Below are 23,628 nucleotides of genomic sequence, written 5' to 3'. Positions count from 1 at the left end.
GAAACGAAGATCGACACTTTTGTACAGAATCAATTCAAGAGGAAATCGGGAATGCTGGCGAAGCGAATTTTGCCTTGCTTGGACGTGAAAGCAGGGCGTGTAGTCAAAGGAGTCAATTTTGTTGATCTGAGAGATGCAGGCGATCCGGTGGAACTTGCACAGGCTTATAACGAAGCGGGTGCGGATGAATTGGTGTTTCTTGATATCACCGCGACTCATGAAGATCGCGACATTATTTATGATGTGGTGTATCGCACAGCAGAACAAGTTTTTATTCCACTGACGGTTGGCGGTGGAATTCAGAATCTCGACACGATTAAGAAATTATTGAGAGCCGGAGCCGATAAAGTCAGTATTAATTCGGCAGCCGTTCGAGATCCGGATTTGATTAATCGAGCCAGCGATCGCTTTGGAGTCCAATGCATTGTCGTTGCCATTGATGCGCGTCGTCGCCAAGATCCTGAAAATCCAGGTTGGGATGTTTACGTTCGAGGTGGACGGGAAAATACCGGAATTGATGCGGTTTCTTGGGCAAAGGAAATGGCGCAGCGAGGTGCAGGAGAATTGCTGATCACCAGCATGGATGCGGATGGAACGCAAGCCGGATACGATTTGGATTTGACTTCAACGATCGCGTCTCAAGTTGAAATTCCTGTGATTGCCTCAGGAGGTGCAGGAAATTGTGAACATATTTATCAAGCTGTAACAGAAGGTAAAGCTGAGGCGGCTTTATTAGCGTCTTTGTTACATTACGGTCAGTTAAGCGTTCAACAAATAAAGACATACTTAAGCGATCGTGCAATCACCGTTCGAGCGACATAGAATGACGAGACTCAGAGCGGACGAGCATTTTCAAAATCGACTGATAAGAATCTGCTACCACCAAGATTAGAAAAATGCGATTCAAATCGTGTTTCTACAGGGATGCTCTTTTCTGAGCATCTGTTACAATGTGTAAACTATGGTGATAACAATCTTATTTATTGTCATTGCTCTTGTAGCTTGGGCATTGCACCTAATGCAAGAAGCGATCGAGCAAAAAGAGTTTTCCCTGATGCTGGCTGGCACATTGGTCGCAGTGGCAGCATCAGCACTGGTTGGTGTCTATTTTGTCATGGGCAATTACATGGGATATGTGAGTCATCTCTCTCCCCGTGAAACTGCCTTGAATCAGGAAGCCTACGAGTCGGTTGCCCGCTATTTAGAAGAACAAGATCAGATGTATATGAGTGCTTCGGCATCTCGCTCAATTTCTCAGGCTGTGCGAAACATTTCGCCATAAATTCGATTACGATAAACAAGTGTTATGAAATTTTGACAAATGGGGTAAGTCGTCTTACGCCATTTTTTAGTGGGATTTTTATGAGTTATTACATCGCTCCCCGTTTCCTCGATAAGCTTGCGGTTCATATTACAAAGAACTATCTGGCGCTGCCGAATGTGAAAGCACCTCTAATTTTGGGCATTCACGGGCGCAAAGGTGAAGGAAAATCGTTCCAGTGCGATCTGGTGTTTGAGCGCATGGGACTTGAGGCAGTTTATATGTCAGCCGGGGAATTAGAAAGTCCTGATGCGGGCGATCCAGGACGGTTGATTCGGCTGAGATACCGAGAAGCAGGCGAATTGGTGAAAGTTCGCGGCAAAATGGCGGTTCTGCTAATTAATGATTTTGATGCGGGTGCGGGACGGGTTGATCAGTTCACGCAGTACACCGTCAATACGCAACTGGTGCATGGGACATTGATGAACATTGCGGATAATCCGACTAATGTTCAGCTTCCAGGCAGTTATGATGCCGAGCCGACGCAACGGATTCCGATTATTTTGACCGGAAATGATTTCTCGACGTTGTATGCGCCGCTGACCCGTGACGGACGGATGGATAAGTTTTTCTGGGAACCTGATCGTGACGATCGCGTTGGGATTGTCAGCGGAATTTTTGAAATCGATCAAGTTGCACACCGCGATATTGAACAACTCGTTGATCACTTTCCGGAGCAATCGATCGATTTCTTTGGTGCATTGCGATCGCGGTTGTACGATGAGCAAATTCGCAGATTGATTGATGATGTCGGGCTCGATCGTATTTCTCAGCGAGTGGTCAATAGTACAGAAAAACCGCCAGAGTTCCGCCGACCAGATTTCAGTCTGCCTCACTTACTAGAAGTGGGCGCGGCAATGGTGCGCGAACAGAAACGATTACAAGAATTGCGTTTGGTTGAGGAATACAATCAAACGATTAAGAATCGAGGATTGGGCGAAATTAAAATGACTCCCGACCCTGAACCTGAACCCGCTCGTAGCTATAGCGGCAAGCCTTCGAGTACGCGGCTTACTTCTGAAATTGTTGGAGAGGTGAATCGTATTTTGGGACAAGGACAGCGACTCGGCATTGAAGTCGTAGACGATCGCCGATTCAAAATGAATTCCTGGAGCTGTTATGGCATGTTTGAAGGAGATGGAGCAGCAGCAATTGCAGCGTTAGAGACTTGCTTGAATGAGCATCAGAAAGATTACATTCGATTAGTTGGAATTCGCGATCGTCAAAGAGTGACGGAAACGATCGTGCATCGTCCTGCTTACAATCATGCAGGCTAGGAATCTCAATGCTAAAGGAGTTTCATGCTCTGGCTAAGCAGCCATTCAATCATTCTCAATCTGGCAGATACTCAGAATTCAGTACTTGCTCAGGAAAATAAGGGCAATTCACGGGAAAAGTTTCTAACGGCCAACCCGTTTCGTCTGCTGCCTGCTCACGAGCATTCGCATAGCATTCCGCAAAAACCTCTTGAAAATAGGGAATTAAGCTTGGTGAATCTTTCAAGTCATCGTTGACTCGCCGACGATGTTCTCGAATACTGCCCCGCCAACTTCCACTTCGCAACTCTGGTTGATGTTGCCATTTCAGCAGGTGAAGCAGAATCACCACGAGATTGCTTTTGAGACTTTTCCGCTCCCGTCTTGACATATCTTCGATTTCTTCAATCAGGTTTTGCCAATCCACACAACTGTAGTTTTGAGATCGCAATTGCTCCACTGTCGTCTCAATCCATTGAACAAAATCGGTTTCATAAAGAGTTTTTTGACTGGCTTTCAGTTCATTTGACATCGCTATGCCTCATGATTTTTTGGTTTATTGTCACTCAGATCGTTCGGAGTGCGATCGCACAAACCCCGCAATACTATCCACAAATTCCTGAGTCGATTCATAGGGCAATACATTTCGACCGGGAATGATGACACCTTCAGAATTCGGAAATTGTTCGAGGTAATCGTTTAAGCGATCGCGAACTTTCTCCCCTTTCCCCTCTCGGCTAATACTCGAAGCTTTATCTCCAAAAACTGCCAAAACAGGTTGCTGAATCTTTGTCATTCTGTCTGTGTAATCCTGCCGCCAAAAGCTCGATAAAAACGCAAACACCGCATGACGACTTTCTAAATCGTCTGATCCTTGTTTCAACGTCGATAGCCATTCAGAATCAACTTGAGTTTCATTCGCAAACAGTTGGCGAATCGAAAATCGTCTTAGGAACTTAGTGCGACGAGCATAGCGATAAAAGGCATTTCCAAACGGAGAATCGAACAGATTCCAGGCGATTCGATGGGAGGTTTCTGAAGTGTCTCGACTCAACAGCGACATTGCAGGAGAACCGCTCAGCACGATCGCTTTAACAAGATCCGGTTCGATATTGGCAAGCTCGATCGCGACTGGAGATAGCGCTCCTTGAGCAACCACGATCGCAGGGGTTTTGATCACGGTTTGCAAAAAGAATTGCAGTTGACGTGCCCAATCGATCGGCGCATAAGCAATTCGCGGCATATCAGAGTCGCCACAGCCGAGTAAATCAGGGTTGTAAATCGGATTCGGTCGCCAAGAATTGATGAATCGTTGCCAGAACTGACGCGAAAGACCAACCCCGATTGGATGAATTAACAGCAGCGGAACACCCTGACCTTCGTGAAAGTCATAGGCGCATCGATACTGATTCCATTGATAAAACTGGGTTTTGTTAAGTTGCTTCATCTCTCCACTTTAAAGGGAAATTCAGCATGAATTTGCCAGCGTTGCCCATCGTGTTTAAGTAGTGTCAGATGAGTCGCGTCAAATTCAAAATGTAACGGTTGCGCTTTAAATTCTTTCCAGGCAAGTTTAAAATTCTCTGGGGTTAGATCGCGAAATGCGACCGTCATATGGGGTGCATAGGGACGGGAGTTCTCTCTGGGATCACTGAGTTCGATCGAGGTTTCTAGGTGCTCAATCAACTTTTGATGGAGATTTAAGAGCGCATCAGAGCGATCGACATGAATAAAAATCACACGCGGTGGAAAAGCCCCGAAGCCATCTAGTGTAATAGAAATAGCAGGGTGTTTCGTCGTAAAAGTAGCAAGAGATTCAGTCAGTATATCTAAGCGCTGATGTCTCCATTTAAATGGTGGAAATAGCGTGATATGCGGAGGTGAGTTGAAAGCATGACGACTGTCATAGTACTGATCAAAATGGCATTTAACTTCGGTAGCATAGTTTTGAATTGCTTGTGGGGGTAGCAACGCAATGAAAAATAAGTGCTCTGCGTTCATAAGCTGCTCTACTTAGGAAAAAACTGACTCACGCCCCTTAAAGTCACGTAAAAACTTTACTCCACTGCTGTCGCGATCTTAAGCTACAGCATAGGTTCCCTTTGACAAAAATGATAGAGGAAAGCGGTCAATGCCTTGGTTCGTCAAAATTGAAGAAGGAATTGTCGATAAAGCGACATTTGATCGGTACGTGCCAGCCCATAAAGCATTTGTAAAAGATTTGATTGCGAAGGGCTATGAGGCAAAGACCGGGTATTGGGGTTGTTTTGGCGGTGGAATGTTGATGTTTAAGGCAAAATCGATGGATGAAGCCGAAAAAATCATTCTTGAAGATCCGCTGATTCGCAATCACTGTGTCCATTACAAGCTGTATGAATGGAAGGTGGTCGTGGAATAACTTCAGAATTTGTCATCGGTCTGTCACAGAGAGTGCTATGCTAGTAAATGACTCGGATCTATGCGATCGTAACGCCCAAACTTTGTCAGGACCGGAAGGTAGCAGCAATACGGGATGCTTATGGTAGGCGTAGTCTCCGGGTCGCCTTCGTTTTAAAGGGTCGGTTCTCTTCACTCCGACTCATCGGATTTTTCACTCTGGGCAATCGGTGGAATTCTGCGTATCTTGGAGGTAACGAGTACCAGGAGCGCGATTGTTATGGGTTTGGGAGATATTGTACAAAAAGCGATGTATTTAGGGATTGGAGTTGCTTCCTACGCGGGTGAGAAAGCTGGCGAGAAGTTGACCGAACTGCGATCGCAGGTGCAAAAGCTGGCGGATGAGATGGTGGCACGCGGTGAGATGAGTTCAGAAGAGGCGCGCCGTTTTGTCGATGAGATGGTGCAGCGAGCGCAACAACCTAGTGTGTCTGCTCCAACTTCAGAGAGTGAAAAGCCGACTGAGCCGCGCAAAATCGAGATTTTAGATGATGATGAGCCTGCACCCACCCAGACGACAACAACAGTCGATGAGATGCGTCAACAGGTTGCAGATCTACAGGAAGAATTGCGGCGATTGAAGAAGAATTAAAGTAGGGTTCCTAGTCATCAGCAATTTTGGATTGGGGAGGGGGAGAGAATGCAAACTTAGATGGCTCCCCCTCTCCCTATCAATCGTGGTGAATTGGTAGAGATTTCTGAACACTCTACTTTTTGAAAGCCTTATTTTTTGACAGTGGTGGCAAAATCTTCAAACCAGCCTTTGCGTTTGAAATAGAAGACTAGCGCGATCGCGATCGACAACATGACTGCCCAGCAGACCGGATATCCCCAATACCAATTCAATTCGGGCATATTTAACGGCGACTTCTCCGGATTGAAATTCATTCCATAAACGCCAGCTACAAACGTCAAGGGAATGAAAATGGTTGAAATTACAGTGAGCACTTTCATGATTTCATTCATTCGATTGCTGACTGAGGAAAGATACACATCCATCAAACTTGCAGCCAGTTCGCGATAGGTTTCAACCATGTCTAGTACCTGAACCGTGTGATCGTAGCAATCACGCAGATAGATCTTCGCCTCTTCACTGACGAGATCATTGCTGCTATCTCGGATCAGAGAATTGATGGCATCTCGGAGCGGCCAGATCGATCGCCGTAGGGTTAAAAGTTCTCGCTTGACGTGATGAATCTTTTCTAGCGTCTGTCGACTTGGACTCTCAACGACTTCTTCTTCGAGTTCTTCAATTTCCTCTCCATAGACTTCGAGAATCGGGAAAAAGCCATCTACGATCGCGTCTAGTAAGGCATAGGCAAGATAATCTGCATTGCGTTTGCGAATCGAACCTTTTCCAGAACGAATGCGATCGCGCACGATACCAAAGCAGTCATGTTTCGATTCTTCCTGAACCGATAAAACGTAATGTTTGCCCAGAATCAAACTCACCTGTTCTGAATAAAATCCTTTGCCTGACTCTTTCAAAACGACCATTCGCGTAATAATGACCACCTGGTCATCGTATTCCTCCATTTTTGGACGCTGCGGCACATTCACCACGTCTTCCAACAACAGCGGATGCAGACTAAAGACTCGTCCCAGTCGCAGCAAGATATCTTCACTCCCTAAGCCACGCACATCGACCCAAGAAACCGATTCTGTATCAAGGTAAGGTTGGCATTTTTCAGGTTGATCAATGGGCAAACGCACAGCATTTTCCTCGTTGTAATCGATCAGATCAATCACTGGAGGTTCTGCGTCTTTGGGAATTGTTAGCGTTCCAGGAACCGTTCCGGGAGCATCGTAGTGATATTCGATCGATTGATCGTCATCGTCCGGATCGACGACCAGACTCGTCAGTTGAATTCGCTTTCCTACCATGCTCAATCCCCTTACAATCAACAGAAGTCTTTCTACTGTAATCGAATCAAACTCAGCTATAACTAATACCTGATATGCTTCGATCGACTTTGAACAAGGGAGTGCCCTTTGACTGAATCGCCCGATAACTCTTCTTCTGCATTAGGACGATGGAGCCGACGCTTGATTGCCGCCATTTTACTGGGGGGACAAGTGATCGTCCATTTGTTGTCCCGTAAACTGAATCGTCGAAATACAGTGGAGCAGATGGCAGCCGTAGGCCCAGAATCGCTGTTGATTGCATTGTTGACGGCGATGTTTGTCGGCGCTGTATTTACGATTCAAGTCGCTCGCGAGTTTATTAATTTGGGTGCTGGAACGGCAGTTGGCGGAGTTTTGGCAATTTCGCTGTCCCGCGAGTTAGCTCCGGTTCTGACTGCGGTAATTTTAGCGGGACGGGTGGGGTCGGCATTTGCAGCAGAAATCGGGACAATGCGAGTGACAGAGCAGATTGATGCTTTGTATATGTTGAGAACTGATCCGATCGATTATCTGGTCATCCCCCGTGTGATTGCGTGCTGTTTGATGTTGCCGATTTTGACCTTGCTCTCTCTCGTAACGGGGATGACAGGGGGAATGTTTATTGCGGAATGGCTGTATGGCATCTCGCATAATGTTTTTCTGAATTCGGCAAAAAATTTCTTAAGTGTGTGGGATTTATGCAGTTCGCCGATTAAGGGATTTGTTTTTGGAGCGTTGATTGCGGTCATTGGGTCGAGTTGGGGACTGACGACAACCGGAGGTGCGAAAGGAGTGGGACAATCCACAACAACTGCCGTTGTCACGTCGCTGCTAGCCATTTTTGTCGTGAATTTCTTCTTGTCTTGGTTAATGTTTCAAGGCCCAGGACAGGCGCTTGGGCGAGGATTGTAGTTGTTTTCTGCAAAATTCATACGATTGATTGACAGTTTTTCTACTCAGAACGTCTGTACTTCTTGCAGATTTTTCTGTATCTTTATGGGCATCAGGGAAAATCTAGTCAGAAAGATCTTGACGCTTGACTATATGTAGTGTTTTATAGTGAAGCGGCTTGGAAAGAGACGCTATATCTAAATTCATTCGCCCTAATTTAGAGAGATAACCCCTATGGTTTCGCAAGTTGAGACACCGACGTTTGATGCACCACGATCGCGCAATCTGAGCGTGGAAGGATTGGTGCAGGTGTTTACCTCGTTTCATCGCAGTTTTTTTACTGGGGTGATGGCGCAGGCGATGCGGATTGCAGGGCAGGGCACACCTGTTTTGGTGGTGCAGTTTCTCAAAGGGGGCATCGGGCAGGGATACGATCGACCGATGCAGTTGAGCCAGAATCTCGATTGGATTCGGTGCAATGTGGTGCGGTGCATTGACACCCCTCAGATTGATCCACAAGAAGCGCGATCGCTGTTAGAGCTTTGGCAGCATACCCGCCGAGTTGTTGAGCAAAATCGTTACGACTTAGTGGTTTTAGACGAGCTAAGTTTGGCGATTCATTTTGGGTTTATTCCCGAGGTTGAAGTGCTTGACTTTTTGCAAAATCGTCCGCGTCATGTGGATGTGATTTTGACGGGGCCTGATATGCCTGAAGCGATTTTAGATGTAGCGGATCAAATCACGGAACTGCGCCGCACTCACCAACCGTAGGATGATTTTGGCGACTGATCCAAAATCCAAAATTCAAACTCCTAAATCTAAAACAAACAGCGTCATGATCAAGAACGACACCTGGATTTCGCAGATGGCACAAGAGGGCATGATTACACCTTTTGAGCCTCAGCTTGTACGCCGTGCTGAAGGGCTGCCTGTGATTTCGTACGGGTTGAGCAGCTACGGATATGATTTGCGCTTGTCGGCTTCTGAGTTTCGGATCTTTAAGCACATTCCAGGAACGGTGGTCGATCCGAAGAATTTTAGCGATGCAAATCTTGAACCTGCCCCCTTGCATCACGATGAGAATGGAAGCTTCTTTATTTTGCCCGCTCATTCTTATGGGTTGGGTGTGGCGTTGGAACGGTTGGAAGTGCCGGATAATGTAACGGTGATTTGTATTGGCAAATCGACTTATGCGCGGATTGGTTTGATCGCGAATTTGACTCCAGCAGAGGCGGGATGGAGAGGACATTTGACGCTTGAGTTCTCGAATTCGTCGAGTGCAGATTGTCGGATTTATGCCAATGAAGGTATTGTGCAATTGTTATTCTTAGAAGGGTTGCCCTGTGCGGTGAGTTATGACGATCGACGCGGTAAATATCAAGATCAAGTTGAACGAGTGACCTTAGCGCGAGTCTAAATTCTGGTTCACGGATTTGCCAATTGAAGCTGTGGCGTTTTACAGGCGGGATATTCTGCTTGAGGTAACGCCACAGCTTTTTTAGGTTCACGGCTTTTGGTACTTATGAGTTGGTGCTTATGATGAATAGACCGCTGCATGAATGCCTTACCAAATTTTGTTTGGAGGAGTTTTTTGATTCATGCAGGTCGTCTCATTTTTGAGTAATGTCTTCTTCTTCAAATCTATTGCACCGTTTCTGGCAACTTGCGATCGTTAACATCATCTCGAATCTGCTCGTTCCGATCGCGGGTCTACTCGATGTGGCATTCCTGGGACATTTGACCGAAATTCGTCACTTGGCAGGAGTCGCGATCGCGACTGTAATTTTTAACTATTTATACTGGACGTTCGGATTTCTCCGCATGGGAACGACCGGGATGACCGCACAGGCAATTGGGCGCAATGATTCAGAAGCGGTCAGAATGATTGCGCTCCGCAATGGCGGGATCGCGATCTCAATTGGCATTTTGATTCTGATCTTTCAAACTCCTCTGCAAACGCTCGGATTTGCCCTTCTCAGCGCGACTCCAGAAGTTAAAGAATCGGGGCAGGCTTTCTACAATGCATTGATTTGGGGTGCGCCTGCGACCTTGGTGAACTTTGTTTTGCTTGGATGGTTTTTAGGGCGATCGCAAAGTGGGAAAGTGTTGCTCCTGTCTGCGGTGAGCAACATTGCAAATGTCACTTTAGACTATCTATTTGTCGTCAAATGGGGCTGGGCAAGCACGGGAGCAGGCGCATCAACCGCTTTGGCTCAGTATTTGATGCTCTGCGTCGGTTTGTTCATGAGTCGAGACATCTTTGGGCAAGTGGCGATCGCGCAATTATTCGATCGGACTGAACTCAAAGCGATCTTTACTCTGAATCGCGATTTGCTGATTCGGACATTGGCACTGATTTCAACGTTTGCCATCTTCACGAATGTTAGCTCGACTTTGGGAACCACTGTTTTAACCGTCAACACGTTGCTGCTTCAGGTTGTCACGTTTTCGGCTTACTTCATTGATGGATTTGCTTTTGCGACAGAAACACTTGCCGGAACGTATTATCAATCGCGATCGCACTTAATCCGCTTGCTGAAAATCGCTGGAATTCATTGCGTCAGCGTTGGCATTTTGTTCGCGATCGTCTTCATTACATTTCCAACCGCTTTATTTCAGTTACTCACCAATCATCAATCCATTCTGAGCGAAATTCAGCACTTTACAGGCTGGCTCTTACCTGTCTTAGGATTTGGAGCAATTGCTTATTTATTAGATGGATATTTCTTAGGATTAACTGCCGGACGAAGTTTAAGAATCTCATCACTTTGGGCAACATTCGTTGGATTTTTGCCAATTGCAGTATTCGCTACAGTTCTACGATCGAGCCATTTACTCTGGCTTGGACTGACGACCTTTATGTTAGTTAGAGCTGTGACCTTAGCGATACAAGTTCCATTGACCTTCAAATTGAAAGCTGCCAAGAATTGAAAGAATTTCTGTCGAGAATAGGCTAGATTTTAACTTCAGCTTGACGAAAGAAATTTAGCTGATTTTTATGTGGTTAGGATTTCACGAAAGCCCCATGAAACCTAGAACTCTGGAGTTTAGTTTTGCTTTAGATTTTAGCTTTGCTTTAGATTCACTTTACACTTAGAGACTTTGATTAAAGTCCTTACTCATGTGAATATTTCGCTACATTTTGAATCGCCACGAAACGTTAAATGATTCAGGAATAAACTAGTTCAATCGAAATTTATGACTACTATAGGTCGTAGAAAAGTAGGGGTAACAGGTTAACAATGGATACTATCCAAATTCAAATTAACGCTCTCAATAGCAAGGTTGATTCCCTGCATCAAGTCATTGAAAATTTAGGGTCAAATGTGACGCAAGCACTGACCGAAATTAGAGCTGACAACAACCAAGGAATCAGTCGATCGAGCTTTGGAACCTCGAATAGTCGGTTTAGCTATTCCTATGCGCGTTCTGGCAATGCTTCGCTCGAACACAAGGATGTTTTATCGGATGACCATACTGTTGAATCCACGTCTCAAACAGGCGAAAAATCTCTCTCGCCAGAAATCCAGATTCAACGCCTGACGGCTCAATTGACGGCTGCTTATAATCGCATTGCAGCGTTAGAAGAACAACTTTTGGCACAGCGCATTCACTAGCCTAAAGAAGTGAGTTGATGAATGTATCGATGTGCTTATAACTCATCGAATAGATTGGCTCTATTCAGTCTGTTGGTTTCTTTGTTCAATAAGATGTTCGATCGCGGCTAATAATTCAGCCTGTCCCCAGCTCTGGAAGACCGTTGCTGCGATCGCGCATCCACCCGCTCCTACACCTTCTTTGACAAAGCCTTGTTCATACATTTGCAGGGCTTTCCATCGCGACTCTGCAAAGCTCAATCGAGTCGCAATTAGGGAAACATTTTGCAAAGTTTTTGCCAGTCCAACAGTATCCCCGGTCGGATCTTCTGCAACCCAGCGCGTTGTGCCGATGAGAATTTGCTCTGGATTCCACGCGATCGCTTTGGTCTGCACAATCGCCGCTGCTAGCGCATAAACGGCTAACATCTGCGTGCCCCCTGCCAGCAATACGCCGCAGATTCGGCTGGCTGCGATCATCATTCCTGCTACAACAATTTGCATCGGATCACCGACCGCAGCAACGACTGCAAACGGATCACCAACCAAATCACACTGTGATTGTCTGAGTCCTTGCTGCACGAGTTCCCATTTCTGCGTGTGATTGCAAACTGGGTGACTGCTATTGATTTTTCCGATCGCATTAATTCCTAAACCTGTCAGCACAGCGAGAGCCGTCGTTGTCCCGCCGACGACACATTCCCCTAAAACCAGGTAATCTGCACTTTGAGCTAGCTTTTCACCCCATTTCAAGCCTTGGTTGAATAAGTGATGCACCATTTGCAGATCGATCGCGCTGCCCGTACTCACACATCGAGCAGGCGCACCCCCTAAATCAACGGCTGGAATGGCAGGCGATCGCGATAAGCCCGCATTAAAAACGGTGACTGGAATCTTCAGCGCTTCAATCACTGCGCGAGAAATAAAAACGGGAGAAATTCCCACATGTAAAGGTGGCAGCGGAAATTCAGGATTCGGTTGAATGCCATTCACCAGAAATTCGGCATCTGCGATCGCAGTAAATTGACGATCGTGCGGCGTTGCACCCGCAGCAGAAATTCCTGGAATTAATCCCGTGTCCGTAAATCCTAAAATGCAAGCAAAATGAGGGTTTTTCCCCTGATGCCGAGCGATCCAAGCCTTTGCTCGATCGACTTCTGTATAAATCGCGAGTGCATCAATCATTGTCAAATAGCACTTGCACCCAGTTCGGCGGACGGGGAATCGGAGAGTCTAAGCGATCCAATAGTAGCCATGCGACGAGATGAACGACCGAGAGATAAATTGTATTTACCAGCAGAATAGATACAAAGACAAACGCTTGAACCAACGCTAAGGAAGGCTGAACCATCAAGCCGACCAGCGTAAAAATCCAATCGAGAAAGTTCGTAATCTGAGCCGTACTGTAAAGCCACAGATCATCGCCAAGCAGCAGCGAAACTAACCAAATACGGAAAAACGACCCCAATACGCCGAGCAGTGTGCCGAGTGGAATCGAGACATACCAACTCACCCGGCGATACCACAACGCACCGAGTAAAACGCCCAAAAATCCATAGGGCATCACATATTGAATGCTTCTGACGGGGGCTAATAAAACGGAGAGTAACAAAGCCGCGATCGCGCATCCCATCCAAGCTGCCCGACTTCCCCACCGCAGATAAATTAACGCGATCGGAATGGGGAAAAAGATCTGCAAAATCGGACCCATTGGGAAATAGGTATTGACCAGCCAGACTAAACTGGCAGCACTCGCCATAAATGCAGTCTCGACCATAATGATCGGACTATCCGGATCGACTTGACGACGAACCGGACGGCGATCCTCAATATCGTGAGGGGTAGGATCGCTGTCCGGTATCCATTCTTCGTCGAGTTCAGTCGGATCAATTCGATCGTTTGGCAAATCAGTCATTGAATTTGATACTGGCGGGCTGATCTACTTTAGTGCAAATTCTCACAAGCGATCGCAGGAAGCTTTCAACCTGTTTTCGTTGGAAAACCGCAACCAAATTCGTGATCAGACAGAGACTGCCAAGACTCAACAAAATATAAGTCGGCATCATCACGACACCCACTAAAAACCAGGTGAGCACATGCAACACCATGACCCCTGAAAATAGCGATGCAAAACCAGCAGCAATTAAAACTTGGCGAGTGGGGCGACCTAGACCTGTCAGCGTCAAGGTCAAACCAGTGAGCAACAAATTGGTGGGAACCAGCACCGCGCAAATCCCGACACAATTTGCTCTAGAGAGTTCAAATAGTAAGTTTAAATCCAGCATTTTCTTAAAGGGTTGCAAGCCTCTCAATAGTCGCATCGGACCTCAAAGAATGCCGCATTTTTCAACTAAACTTTATGAAATTCTGTGTCAAAGGTGGTCTTGCAAGAAGTTGAGATCGAGGCTATCTTCCCACGGTGGCTCTGGATAAAGTAGTGCCAAATGATAGTCGATATCCCGTTCAACTTCGTTCATGTCAATGCGATCGAACCAACTTGACATAATGGCGAGATCTTGATCGCGCAAAGGCGAAATCGGGGCAGCATGGTCAAACGGCTCTGCTCGATAGCGCCGCCGATTGACCGTCTTAACATAGCGCCATGGATTGACAGGAGGCGGATCAAGGCTGAGACGCTCCAGCGATCGAATCGGCGGCAGAGGGGGACTTTCATGAAGCGGAGTCTCGTCGATCGAGTCATGATCCGCGGGTGACACGTTTAACATAAGACAATCAGGCTGAAAGGCTGTGAGAGTAAACCCTGAGATCAAACGCCCTGAAGTCAAGTCTGAGTTGAGAAATAAGCAGAATGCGTGGATCTACTGTATCGAGAAATAGGTAGAACCTCAATCGGTCTTTTGTCATGTGCAGTTCAGTCGAATCTCAGCCGCATCATTGTGCGATCGTCACAGTTTGACTGCCCCTTGTCTCAAGACTGCCCAGTCTTCTCCTGTCCATTTCACAACCGTTGAAGGTGTGCCAGACAAAGGTTCTGCTGATTCAATCGGCAACATGAGCACGTCTGGAAATTCGGTTGCGATCACATCCATTGACAATAGAGCGGGCTGTCCAGACCGATTGGCGCTTGTTGTCGCTAACGCCCCAGTTTGCGCCAAGATCTGTCGTGCCAGCGTATGATTTGGGACTCTTACGCCGATCGTGGTGGGATCAGTGGGATTCATAATGGCTGGAACGCGATCGCTCGATGGTAAAACGAGCGTTAAGGCTCCGGGTAAATATTTTTGGGCAGTTTCGTTCCAGATTTCAAGTTCGCGATCGCTGCCTTTGACGTATTGCCAGAGTTCGTCGATCTCACTTGCCATCAGAATCAGCGGTTTGTCGAGACTGCGTTGTTTAGCGGTGAAGATGAGATCGGCTCGATCGGGTTTGGCAGCGAGTGCAGGGACGGTATCGGTCGGGAAGCTAGCAAGATGAGTTCCAGCCCGAACGGAGGTAACTAGGGTCGCTAGGGAGACTTGAGGCATAAAAGAAAGTTGGAATGAATGTGGCTCTTGGATAGAGTTGCATGTTTGGGAAGATCCCAAGTGCTGAAAAATCAATTTAATACAACTTGGGATGCTTAATTTCCCAAGTCAGCAGAGGTAGTAGAGCTAAGCCCCTAGTAGTATGTACAAGTGTGCATACTATAATTGAGATGGTTTACCAATGGAATAGAGACAAGGCAGCAGCCAATCTTCGCAAGCATGGTATTGACTTCGCTGATGCAGTATCCGTTTTCTCGGATGATCTGGCAATCACTATTCCAGATGAGCGGTTTGACGAAGAGCGATTTGTCACGATCGGTGTCGATGCATTTGGAAGAGTTTTGGTGGTTGTCTACACCTTGCGGGACGATGAAATCCGGGTTATCTCGGCTCGCAGAGCGACTCGGCAAGAACGGCAGCAGTATGAGGAAGGATAATTATGGAAGCTGAATACGATTTTAGCCAGGGGAAACGAGGGGCGATCGACCCAACACCAGCAGGAAAAACTCGGATCACCATTCGATTAGATGACGAGGTTTTAACATGGTTTCGTGAACAAGCTCACAGTGCAGGCGGAGGGAATTATCAAACGATGATTAACGAAGCTTTACGCCAGCACATTCAACAGAGCCATGAGCCTTTAGAAGAAACCCTACGTAGAGTTGTTCGTGAAGAATTAGAGCGTATTGAGCAGTGAGGTTTTACTGAGGGTTAATCGTTCGCGGTGACGGACAGACGAAAGATACTGATGCTGAGTTTAAGGCTATCTGCCGCCGCTGCTGTTTGCCGTTCTCAATCTTTCTGACAGCGATCGACCTGTTCCTCCCCGTCGCACCATGATCAATTCTGCACAGATACTTACGGCAATTTCTTCTGGCGTTAAGGCTCCAATCTCTAATCCAATCGGCGCGTAAATCGATCGTAATTTCTCCGGGTCAATCCCCAAAGTCTGATAAACCTTTCGCACTCGCTTCTCGCTGCCGATCATGCCTAAGTAGCGGCAAGGCAATTTTCGATTCAATAAAGCTTTTAATGCAGCAAGGTCGTACTGATAACCGCGTGTTACTAAAGCTGCATAAAGCTCTGTATGATCTGCAAGCTCATCGACAACTTGCTCGATCGCACAATGGGCAACTCTTGCCTGCGGATACAACTCTGCATTTGCCCACTCTGCTCGATCGTCTTGCACGATTACCTGAAATCCAACCAAATCTGCAACCTTTGCCAACTGAATACCGCAGTGACCCGCTCCGACAATCAGCAGCGTTGGTGCAGGGTGCAGCGTTTCGATAAAGGCTTGCTCCGGGCAGTCTTGCGACAAATAAGGAAAGCGATCGTCAAAAGGAGTCACGATCGATACTGTTTGTCCCGATTCCAGCATCGTCATCATTTGACGAACTAGAGAAAGCGATCGCTCACCTTGCCAGCGTTCTAACCAAACTCGCATTGTGCCGCCGCAAATTCCTTGGGTTTCTCGGTGTAGCGCACCTGTGAGATCGATATCAACCCATTGTTTACGACCCGTTTCGAGAATGGCGTGAGCTTGCTGAATCACTTTCGCTTCCCCTGCACCGCCCCCAATCGTTCCCAAAATGCGACCATCTGCACAAATCAGCATCTTTGCACCCACTTCACGCGGAACAGAACCTTGGGTTTGAATCACGGTTGCGAGTACCGCAGGCATGGTTTCTAGAACTTGCGCAAATTGGCGATCGAACATGGACTATTCACATCCAAACTGACTTTGTTGACGGCATTGGCGATCGCCTTGAATCGTACCATTCAAGCTTTCTAGAGGCAGTATCGTGAAATGATAAAACTTTCGCCCGTCATTTGCTTCTTTGAAGGCAGTCGTGCGATATCCAAACTGCTTTCCGCGAAAATATCGATTTTCTACTGAATGATAGTCAACCTTCGCGATATATTGCGAGGCGCGAAAATCATTGGCGATCGCACTGCTATAAATCCGGCGAATCAAATCCAAATTTTGCCGAGTAAATCCAGCAAACGGCTCAGCCGTAGCGAATGCGATTGTTTCTCTTTGCGAAATTTTATCTTGACGATCCGGACTCATCGAAAACACAACCGTACCATTAGATAGCGTGGCTTGACTCGTATAGAAGGGCAACCCACTTAACTCTGCAATCCCTCGACCTAACGGCGATAAAAGCGAATGTTGTTTCGCCCAATTTTTCACGGTTTGCACAGAATTACCCGGAACTGCGTGTGCAGAAGTCTTGAAATTACACAGTAGAGAAAATCCGACACTCAGAATAATCAGATTGCGTTTCATAGATGGCGAGCAAGACAACACCGAATGCTACAGCATAAAATTCAGCGAATCCTGATGCATTCAAAGTTTTCCATACGGAAAAACTCAGTGCAAAAAACACACTCAAAATACCCAGATCTCCTTTAATATTCAATTGCCGAAATACTCGCACCTATGTTAGACAGTCGCCGTCCTAGTTCTCAATCTCCAAAATCTCGTCCTGCTTGGATCAACTGGTTCTACAACTTACCGATCGGGCGCAAACAACTTCTCGCCTTAACGCTGTGTGAATTCATTCCCATGGTGGGATTTGGGATTGGCTCGACCTTCGTGCTCACCAACAGTTTGAGAACTCAACTGCTGTCTCAAGCCAAATCCGAACTCGCGGTCACTGAAACGAACTACAACATCAAAGTCAATCAGATGGGATTCGGTTCTCGGGGGCAATCTGACAATTCCGCCGTGATCGCAGCGACTAAAAATCATCAAAACAATCAAGCTCCACCTGCGGACTTGCAAAAGATTTTGCAAAACGAAGTCAAAGCCCGCCGCATGGAATATGCCACGCTCGTTGGCAAGGATTTACGCATCATTGCCAGTGCCAACAATTCGCGATCGAAGGAAACGATCACTTCACCCAAACTCGTCGCCCTGATTCAGCAAGTTCTCAAAGACGGCAACCAAATCAAAGCCAACGAAATCGTCAGTGGAGACGAACTTAGCAAAGAAGCTCCACCGCTTCCAGACGGATTCAAACCTCAAGATGCTTTGATTCGCTATGTCGTCACGCCTGTTCGTGATCCGGACAACGAGAACGTTCTCGGCGTGCTGATTTTTGGAGACATTGCCAATCGCAAACTTCCGATCGTTGAAAATACCCTCAATTCATTTGGTGGCGGCTATAGTGCGATTTATCTACGCCGCGCAGATGGCAACTTTAGCTTAGCTACCTCACTCACAAAAGACGATTCCCAACAGTCTCAAATTGATGTCGCACTGGCTGATCCTGCGATTCTCCAATCCGCGATCGCGGCCAACGGAGAAACTGTGACTCAACGACTTGAGATTAATGGACAAATGCATACCGTCGCGGTCAAAGCTTTGCCAAATCGAATTATCGAAACTCCAGAGCGAGCCGTTCGCATCAATGCGGATCAACCCACTGCGCTGATTGTCCGGGGAACTCCTGAAGGCGCCTTGAATCAATTGCTCTGGGAGAGTATGCAGCAACAAGGCATGGCGTTTGCGCTGGCATTCGTGACGATCGTGGCTTGGACGGCTCTGTTCCGTCGGATGGTCGTCAAACCGATTCAGAACCTTCAGCAAACGACAGAAGCATTTGCGGATGGGGATCGCACAGTCCGAGCCGAGATCTATGCGAAAGATGAAGTCGGGAAACTGGCGATGGCGTTTAATCACATGGCGGATAGCATTCGGTCTTCGGAAAGTGCGCTCGAAACGGAAGTTTCGCGTCAAGAAGAACAGACCCGAGAAGCAAGAGCCTTGAGCGAGATTACGGTGCGAATGCGGCGATCGTTGAATGCTGCTCAGATTTTGCAAACGGCAATCACTGAAACTCGGAATTTTCTCAAGCTCGATCGTGTGATTGTGTATCAATTCCAAAATCCGGAAACGCTTGATGCGCTGATCTCGAATGAATCGATCGGCAATGAAAGCTTTAGTGTCATCCATCAATCCATTCAAGATCCCCTAGGACTGCAACGCATTGAGCAATATCAGTTCCAGTCACCTTGGGTGATTCAGAACTCAGCTGCAGAACCCAACGATACGTACAGACAGCAAGCCGCAACCCTGAATACAAAAGCTGAACTGATCGTCCCGCTCAAGCAGAATGAGCAAGTTACAGGATTAGTGTGTGCTCAGATGTGTAATTCCCCGCACAAGTGGCAACAATCTGAGGTCAATTTCCTGTCTCAACTGGTGACACAAATCGGTTACGCGCTCGATCAAGCAAATCTGCTTCAAGAGCACCAACGCGCGCTACAAGATGCCGAAACTCGCAAAGATTCCTTACAGCGGCAAATCATTCAACTCTTAGGCGAAGTGCAAAACGTTTCCGCCGGAGATTTGACCGTGCATGCCAATACGAATGCTGGTGATTTAGGTATCGTCGCAGACTTCTTTAATGCGATCGTCGAAAATCTCCGCACGATCGTTGTCAAAGTCAAACAATCGTCTGCACAAGTGAATGACCTGCTCAGCCAAAACGAAGGCGAAGTCGAACAGCTTGCCGTGCAAGCGAGACAGCAAGCTCAGGAAACAATTCGGACGTTAGATTCGGTTGAGCAAATGACGCAAGCCATGCAAGCTGTAGCAGAACGGGCGCAAAAAGCTGCGATCTCTGCCGAACAAGCTGCGATCGCGGCTGAATCTGGCGAAACGATCATGGATTCAACCGTGACCAGCATTTACAGCCTCAGAGCAACCGTTGAAGATGCGACGCGCAAAGTCAAACAACTCGGCGAATCGTCTCAACACATTGGACGAGTCGTATCGCTGATTAATGATTTAGCAACTCAAACGGATTTACTCGCCATTAATGCCAGTATTGAAGCAACTCGCGCTGGCGAACACGGACGAGGATTCAGCATTGTGGCAAATGAAATTGCAGAGCTAGCATCTCGATCAGCAAATGCCACTCGCGAAATTGCTGCCATTATTGAAACGATCCAGCAGCAAACGGGTGAAGTTGTAAGCACGATGACGCATGGTGCAACTCAAGCCGTCGAAAGCGCTCATTCTGCCCGCAATGCGAAGCAGAGCTTGCTGCATGTGGTTCAAGTCTCTCAACAGATGGATCAGCTCGTGAAATCGATTTCGGAAACGATGGCAGCTCAAGCGATGACTTCTCGCTCAGTCACGAGCTTGATTCAAGAAGTTGCCGAAGTGTCAAATCGCACATCTGATTCTTCGCTGCGAGTTTCAGATGCATTGCGGCAAACGGTTGGTGTAGCTGAAGAACTGCAATCCTCAGTGGAAATGTTTAAAATCCAGGCAGGCGATCGAGCAGATATATAGCGAACATTCAAAAGCGCGATCGATCTGCGAAGATAAGCATCCAATCTTGTTGAATCGTCATCATGCAATCCCCACTCAGGCGAATTCTCACGGGAGTCATCTTCTTTCTCATCACAGTTTTGGCGGCAACAGGCGGCTATATTTTAGCGGGCTGGTCGCCGCTCGATGCGATCTATATGGTTGTGATTACGGTGTTTGGGGTGGGCTTCGGGGAAGTGCAACCGATTAATACACCCGCTCTGAAGGTCTTTACCATTTTGGTGATTATTAGTGGCACATCTTCAGCTGTATATGCGGTTGGAGGATTTGTGCAGATGATTACAGAAGGCGAAATCAACCAGCTTTTAGGAAAACGACGTATGACGCGCACGATCGAAGGTTTGAAAGACCATGTGATTATTTGCGGCTTTGGGCGTATGGGTCAAATTCTGGCAAAAAGACTGACAGACTCGCTCGTTCCGTTTGTGGTGATTGATAACAATGCTGAGCGGATTGAGCAAGCCGAAACGTTAGGGTATTTGGTCTACACCGGCAATGCAACCGATGACACTGTGCTGTATCAAGTGGGTATCGATCGAGCAAGAGCTCTAACAACCGTTCTCCCAGATGATGCGGCAAACGTTTTCATTACGTTGACAGCCCGTGAACTGAATCCCAAATTAATGATTGTGTCGCGGGGTGAATTGCCTTCAACTGAAAAGAAATTACGTTTAGCAGGCGCGGATCAAGTGGTGCTTCCGGCTTCAATTAGTGCGTTCCGTATGGCACATATGATCACTCATCCAGCGACACTCGATTTCTTCAGCCAAGGCGATGAGCGCGCGACGTTGAATGAGTTACTAGGACAACTCGATATTCAAGTCGATGAATTGCTGATTGATTCAGCGTCTGGACTAATTGGAGCAACGATCGGGGATATTGAACTTCGGGGCAAAGGCACGATGATTATTGTGGCGCTGCGACGAGCGGACGGGACAACGGTGACGCATCCGTCTCAGTCTACTTTCTTGCATGAAGGCGATGCCGTGATTATCTTAGGTCATCAAGTGGATATGCCGCATGTGATGCGGAACTTAGGTGCGCGTCGAAAAATGCGGTATCGCGGCTCATCGCGAGTCTGGAAAGGCTAAAGCCCCAAATCAACAGCAACTCGATGCGCGCAAGCAAACCCCGAGAATGCCACTGCATTTAAACCTTGTCCCGGAAATGTGCTATCTCCTACACAGTAAAGATTCGCGATCGCGGTTCAAGATTCATCAGGTTGTACAGGCTTCAACATCTGCCAAATTGCTGCATCAACTTGCACCAGATATTCTGACTCTAGCTGTCCAATCTTGCGGATGATGCGTTTTCGATCGATTGCCCGCATTTGGAAAACCATTGCGACTGACGGTAAGGTCAACCCATTCTGCTTCGACGGCTTGATTTCTACCGTAAATGAGAAACGAAGCGCACCTAAAGAAGATGTGATGGGGATAACCATCAACATTGGGGAGTTTCCAAGATCGGTCTGTACTGCGATCGCAGGTCGGTTGCCTTTTTCTTCTCGCTTATCTGAATCTGGCAGACTGACCAGGAGAATGTCTCCTCTTGCCATCTAGTTCTCCTGAGATGCCAGTGTTGCGTCTAAATTGATCCAATCCTCATCGCTTGCAGCTTCCCAATCCGCAAATTCTTGTGCGAGAGATGAATCGTCGATCAAGGAAGCAAGCAGTGAGACAATTTCGCTATTGACAGATTTTCCTTGTCCCTGTGCCCGATGCGCGATCGCTTGATATAAGTTGATCGGCAACGTCACTTCTGTACTAATTGTGTCTGAAGCATTCATGACATCACTAATAATGAAGACGATTGTTTACATTATGACTTAGGATTAAAGCCCCAAATCGACTGCAACTCGATGCGCGCAAGCAAAGCCCGAAAACGCGACTGCATTTAAGCCTTGTCCCGGAAATGTACTATCTCCCACGCAATAAAGATTGGCGATCGCAGTCCGATTAAATGGCATTCCGAGCAATCCAGGCAATTTCCGTGCAGGAATCGGACCATAGGTGCCATTCTCCCGTCCTAAAAATCGTCGATGCGTTCTTGGGGTTCCGACTTCTTGGTAATCTAAGCCCTGAATTAAATTCGGGAAAAGTTGAGTTAAGCGATCGATTAATCGATTCGCTGCTGCCTCTTTTTTTGCCTTATATTCACTGGGTGAAAGATTCTCCCATTCCTGCATCCAACTGGGCGTAAAGGTATGCACAATATGATGTCCTTCAGGCGCTAAGCTCGGATCAAGCAAGGTTGGAATCGAGACAAAGATTGTGCCTTGTTCGGCTTCCATTTCATCCCAAGTTTCCAGCAAAATGTGATGACATTCTACATCCGCAGGCAATGCTTCAGCCTTGACTCCTAAATGCAAACTTAAGAAACTAGGAGATTGTTGATAGCGTTGTTGCCATTTTGTTTCTGAGTTGGGCTTTTGCGATGCAGGAAGTAACTTTTCAAACGTATCCCATCGTGTTGCATTTGAAACCACTCTCTTGGCTCGAAATGTTTCACCCGATGCGAGTTTCACACCAACGGCACGATTGTTCTCAATTAAAATTTCTGTGACGCGCGCCTTGTATTTAATCTGACTGCCTGCCTTTTCTAACCCTTCAACTAGCTTCTGCGCGATTTGTCCAACGCCACCTTTAGGATAGTTAATCCCGCCGTAATGTCGATCGCTAAACACCATGCCCGCATTGATCATCGGCGTACGATCGGCTGGCACAACTGACCAGATATAGCACTCTGCATCAATGAATTTCAGCAATTGCGGATCATGAATGTATCGACGTGCAATATCACCTGCATTCTGCGGCAAATATTTAACTAAGCCTAAGCAAGCAAAAGGATGCTGGAAAAACACTCGCGTCAAGTATCCCAATTCCTCAAGCGAGAGTAGCTCCATCACATTGAGACAGTTAAACACTTTCCAGCATTCATCATAAAACTGCCGAATGCCTTTCTCTTCATGGGGAAAGTAAGCGATCAATTCTTGGAGAAACTTCTCATAGTCTTTGTGAACTTTGAGATCTAACCCATCGGGCAAATGATAGTGAACTTGTACCGGATCAGGAATTGTTTCGATAGACATTCCGACCCCATCCAATGCCCGAGTCAGTAAATTGGTTGTGCCTTTATCGCCAAATCCAAAAATCATTGATGCACCGACATCAAAGCGATAGCCACTGTCGCGATCGAAATAGCCAGCACTCCCACCAGGAATCAAATACCGTTCTAAGACTAAAACATTTGCTCCTTTTGCCGCGAGTTGGGAAGCGGTGACTAATCCGCCAATGCCAGACCCAATCACAATTACGTCGTAGTCGGTAGAACTCATGAAATTTAGCGATCGCTCAACTTTACAGTTCTTAGTGTATAGGGATTTGGGGACGAAGTGGGGAGTCCCCAA

29 protein-coding genes and 1 other RNA gene are annotated in these 23,628 nt (G+C 47.0%); 15 read left to right on the top strand and 15 right to left on the bottom strand.

Annotated features, from left to right (window positions below; genetic code table 11):
- Positions 1-51 precede the first annotated feature (51 nt).
- The 3 genes from hisF (at position 52) to J0L70_RS04500 (ending at position 2,598) form a co-directional block, all read left to right on the top strand.
- Positions 52-822 (top strand): imidazole glycerol phosphate synthase subunit HisF, encoded by a 771-nt coding sequence (gene hisF, locus J0L70_RS04510; RefSeq protein ID WP_017287682.1) that lies wholly within the window; start codon positions 52-54, stop codon positions 820-822.
- A gap of 139 nt (positions 823-961) precedes the next feature.
- The gene (locus J0L70_RS04505) at positions 962-1,282 is read left to right on the top strand and encodes a hypothetical protein (RefSeq protein WP_017287683.1); all 321 of its coding nucleotides are present in this window, start codon (positions 962-964) and stop codon (positions 1,280-1,282) included.
- 80 nt (positions 1,283-1,362) lie between these two features.
- A complete protein-coding gene (locus tag J0L70_RS04500) occupies positions 1,363-2,598 on the top strand; it encodes an AAA family ATPase (RefSeq protein WP_287453267.1) in 1,236 nt (411 codons plus the stop codon).
- A 55-nt stretch (positions 2,599-2,653) separates the two neighbouring features.
- Here the strand turns inward: J0L70_RS04500 and J0L70_RS04495 are convergent, their stop codons facing one another.
- From J0L70_RS04495 to J0L70_RS04485, 3 genes are read right to left on the bottom strand one after another with little or no spacing between them, the layout of a single operon-like run.
- Entirely contained in the window at positions 2,654-3,109 is a 456-nt protein-coding gene (locus tag J0L70_RS04495) for a DUF29 domain-containing protein (RefSeq protein WP_287453265.1), read from the bottom strand.
- Positions 3,110-3,139: 30 nt separating this feature from the next.
- Positions 3,140-4,024, bottom strand: a complete 885-nt coding sequence (locus J0L70_RS04490) for an alpha/beta fold hydrolase (RefSeq protein ID WP_287453263.1) — start codon at positions 4,022-4,024, stop codon at positions 3,140-3,142.
- Positions 4,021-4,578, bottom strand: coding sequence for a 2'-5' RNA ligase family protein (locus tag J0L70_RS04485; RefSeq protein WP_017287687.1), 558 nt, complete (start codon positions 4,576-4,578; stop codon positions 4,021-4,023). The genes J0L70_RS04490 and J0L70_RS04485 overlap by 4 nt, the downstream gene beginning before the upstream one ends.
- A 130-nt stretch (positions 4,579-4,708) precedes the next feature.
- On the opposite strand from J0L70_RS04485, the gene J0L70_RS04480 reads away from it, so the two are divergent.
- From J0L70_RS04480 to J0L70_RS04470, 3 genes are all read left to right on the top strand, one after another.
- Positions 4,709-4,975 carry a YciI family protein gene (locus J0L70_RS04480; RefSeq protein ID WP_017287688.1) on the top strand — a complete coding sequence of 89 codons (267 nt, stop codon included), beginning with the start codon at positions 4,709-4,711 and terminating at the stop codon, positions 4,973-4,975.
- A gap of 49 nt (positions 4,976-5,024) precedes the next feature.
- Positions 5,025-5,121, top strand: an RNA gene (ffs, locus tag J0L70_RS04475) — signal recognition particle sRNA small type.
- Positions 5,122-5,233: 112 nt separating this feature from the next.
- Positions 5,234-5,605, top strand: a complete 372-nt coding sequence (locus J0L70_RS04470; RefSeq protein WP_017287689.1) for a phasin family protein — start codon at positions 5,234-5,236, stop codon at positions 5,603-5,605.
- Positions 5,606-5,736: 131 nt separating this feature from the next.
- Here the strand turns inward: J0L70_RS04470 and corA are convergent, their stop codons facing one another.
- Positions 5,737-6,897 (bottom strand): magnesium/cobalt transporter CorA, encoded by a 1,161-nt coding sequence (corA, locus tag J0L70_RS04465; protein WP_017287690.1) that lies wholly within the window; start codon positions 6,895-6,897, stop codon positions 5,737-5,739.
- A gap of 108 nt (positions 6,898-7,005) precedes the next feature.
- Between corA and J0L70_RS04460 the strand changes: the two genes are divergently transcribed.
- The 3 genes from J0L70_RS04460 to dcd all read left to right on the top strand — a co-directional run bounded on the left by J0L70_RS04460 (position 7,006) and on the right by dcd (position 9,205).
- On the top strand, positions 7,006-7,809 hold the full coding sequence (locus J0L70_RS04460) for an MlaE family lipid ABC transporter permease subunit (RefSeq protein WP_017287691.1): 804 nt from the start codon (positions 7,006-7,008) through the stop codon (positions 7,807-7,809).
- A gap of 213 nt (positions 7,810-8,022) precedes the next feature.
- Entirely contained in the window at positions 8,023-8,559 is a 537-nt protein-coding gene (locus J0L70_RS04455; protein WP_017287692.1) for a P-loop NTPase family protein, read from the top strand.
- 64 nt (positions 8,560-8,623) lie between these two features.
- Complete coding sequence (dcd, locus tag J0L70_RS04450) at positions 8,624-9,205, top strand: dCTP deaminase (RefSeq protein ID WP_017287693.1); 582 nt, start codon at positions 8,624-8,626, stop codon at positions 9,203-9,205.
- 8 nt (positions 9,206-9,213) lie between these two features.
- On the opposite strand, the gene J0L70_RS04445 is transcribed toward dcd, so the two are convergent.
- Positions 9,214-9,345: a hypothetical protein gene (locus J0L70_RS04445; protein WP_287453259.1), complete on the bottom strand. Its 132-nt coding sequence runs from the start codon at positions 9,343-9,345 to the stop codon at positions 9,214-9,216.
- Between the two features lie 66 nt (positions 9,346-9,411).
- Here J0L70_RS04445 and gntT point away from each other — a divergent pair, with 66 nt between their 5' ends.
- Positions 9,412-10,719: a guanitoxin biosynthesis MATE family efflux transporter GntT gene (gntT, locus tag J0L70_RS04440; protein WP_287453257.1), complete on the top strand. Its 1,308-nt coding sequence runs from the start codon at positions 9,412-9,414 to the stop codon at positions 10,717-10,719.
- Between the two features lie 311 nt (positions 10,720-11,030).
- A complete protein-coding gene (locus tag J0L70_RS04435; protein WP_287453255.1) occupies positions 11,031-11,405 on the top strand; it encodes a hypothetical protein in 375 nt (124 codons plus the stop codon).
- A gap of 60 nt (positions 11,406-11,465) precedes the next feature.
- Here J0L70_RS04435 and cobT read toward each other — a convergent pair whose 3' ends face one another.
- The 5 genes from cobT to J0L70_RS04410 all read right to left on the bottom strand — a co-directional run bounded on the left by cobT (position 11,466) and on the right by J0L70_RS04410 (position 14,869).
- Positions 11,466-12,569 carry a nicotinate mononucleotide-dependent phosphoribosyltransferase CobT gene (gene cobT, locus J0L70_RS04430; protein WP_287453253.1) on the bottom strand — a complete coding sequence of 368 codons (1,104 nt, stop codon included), beginning with the start codon at positions 12,567-12,569 and terminating at the stop codon, positions 11,466-11,468.
- Positions 12,562-13,299 carry a DUF2232 domain-containing protein gene (locus J0L70_RS04425; protein WP_287453252.1) on the bottom strand — a complete coding sequence of 246 codons (738 nt, stop codon included), beginning with the start codon at positions 13,297-13,299 and terminating at the stop codon, positions 12,562-12,564. The genes cobT and J0L70_RS04425 overlap by 8 nt, the downstream gene beginning before the upstream one ends.
- Positions 13,292-13,669 (bottom strand): hypothetical protein, encoded by a 378-nt coding sequence (locus J0L70_RS04420; RefSeq protein WP_051077856.1) that lies wholly within the window; start codon positions 13,667-13,669, stop codon positions 13,292-13,294. The genes J0L70_RS04425 and J0L70_RS04420 overlap by 8 nt, the downstream gene beginning before the upstream one ends.
- An 87-nt stretch (positions 13,670-13,756) precedes the next feature.
- Positions 13,757-14,110 (bottom strand): hypothetical protein, encoded by a 354-nt coding sequence (locus J0L70_RS04415; protein WP_287453250.1) that lies wholly within the window; start codon positions 14,108-14,110, stop codon positions 13,757-13,759.
- Positions 14,111-14,290: 180 nt separating this feature from the next.
- Positions 14,291-14,869 carry an L-threonylcarbamoyladenylate synthase gene (locus J0L70_RS04410; protein WP_287453249.1) on the bottom strand — a complete coding sequence of 193 codons (579 nt, stop codon included), beginning with the start codon at positions 14,867-14,869 and terminating at the stop codon, positions 14,291-14,293.
- Between the two features lie 170 nt (positions 14,870-15,039).
- Between J0L70_RS04410 and J0L70_RS04405 the strand changes: the two genes are divergently transcribed.
- Positions 15,040-15,306 carry a BrnT family toxin gene (locus J0L70_RS04405; RefSeq protein ID WP_017287701.1) on the top strand — a complete coding sequence of 89 codons (267 nt, stop codon included), beginning with the start codon at positions 15,040-15,042 and terminating at the stop codon, positions 15,304-15,306.
- Between the two features lie 2 nt (positions 15,307-15,308).
- On the top strand, positions 15,309-15,566 hold the full coding sequence (locus tag J0L70_RS04400; protein WP_017287702.1) for a BrnA antitoxin family protein: 258 nt from the start codon (positions 15,309-15,311) through the stop codon (positions 15,564-15,566).
- Positions 15,567-15,632: 66 nt separating this feature from the next.
- Here the strand turns inward: J0L70_RS04400 and J0L70_RS04395 are convergent, their stop codons facing one another.
- A complete protein-coding gene (locus tag J0L70_RS04395) occupies positions 15,633-16,589 on the bottom strand; it encodes an XdhC family protein (RefSeq protein WP_287453246.1) in 957 nt (318 codons plus the stop codon).
- A gap of 3 nt (positions 16,590-16,592) precedes the next feature.
- Complete coding sequence (locus tag J0L70_RS04390) at positions 16,593-17,162, bottom strand: hypothetical protein (protein ID WP_287453245.1); 570 nt, start codon at positions 17,160-17,162, stop codon at positions 16,593-16,595.
- A 153-nt stretch (positions 17,163-17,315) separates the two neighbouring features.
- On the opposite strand from J0L70_RS04390, the gene J0L70_RS04385 reads away from it, so the two are divergent.
- Together J0L70_RS04385 and J0L70_RS04380 are read left to right on the top strand one after the other, a co-directional pair.
- The gene (locus tag J0L70_RS04385) at positions 17,316-20,180 is read left to right on the top strand and encodes a methyl-accepting chemotaxis protein (RefSeq protein WP_190652840.1); all 2,865 of its coding nucleotides are present in this window, start codon (positions 17,316-17,318) and stop codon (positions 20,178-20,180) included.
- Between the two features lie 62 nt (positions 20,181-20,242).
- A complete protein-coding gene (locus J0L70_RS04380; RefSeq protein WP_017287707.1) occupies positions 20,243-21,310 on the top strand; it encodes a potassium channel family protein in 1,068 nt (355 codons plus the stop codon).
- Positions 21,311-21,426: 116 nt separating this feature from the next.
- Here the strand turns inward: J0L70_RS04380 and J0L70_RS04375 are convergent, their stop codons facing one another.
- From J0L70_RS04375 to crtH, 3 genes are read right to left on the bottom strand one after another with little or no spacing between them, the layout of a single operon-like run.
- Positions 21,427-21,777, bottom strand: coding sequence for a type II toxin-antitoxin system PemK/MazF family toxin (locus J0L70_RS04375; protein ID WP_268184188.1), 351 nt, complete (start codon positions 21,775-21,777; stop codon positions 21,427-21,429).
- A complete protein-coding gene (locus J0L70_RS04370) occupies positions 21,778-22,008 on the bottom strand; it encodes an Arc family DNA-binding protein (RefSeq protein ID WP_017287709.1) in 231 nt (76 codons plus the stop codon).
- 45 nt (positions 22,009-22,053) lie between these two features.
- The gene (gene crtH / locus J0L70_RS04365) at positions 22,054-23,556 is read right to left on the bottom strand and encodes a carotenoid isomerase (RefSeq protein ID WP_287453241.1); all 1,503 of its coding nucleotides are present in this window, start codon (positions 23,554-23,556) and stop codon (positions 22,054-22,056) included.
- Positions 23,557-23,628 lie beyond the last annotated feature (72 nt).

It is taken from the genome of Leptolyngbya sp. UWPOB_LEPTO1, from assembly GCF_017302695.1.
GTDB lineage: Bacteria > Cyanobacteriota > Cyanobacteriia > Leptolyngbyales > Leptolyngbyaceae > Leptolyngbya > Leptolyngbya boryana.
Note: the sequence above shows the minus strand (reverse complement) of the source record. Positions and strands in the feature narration are given on the sequence as shown.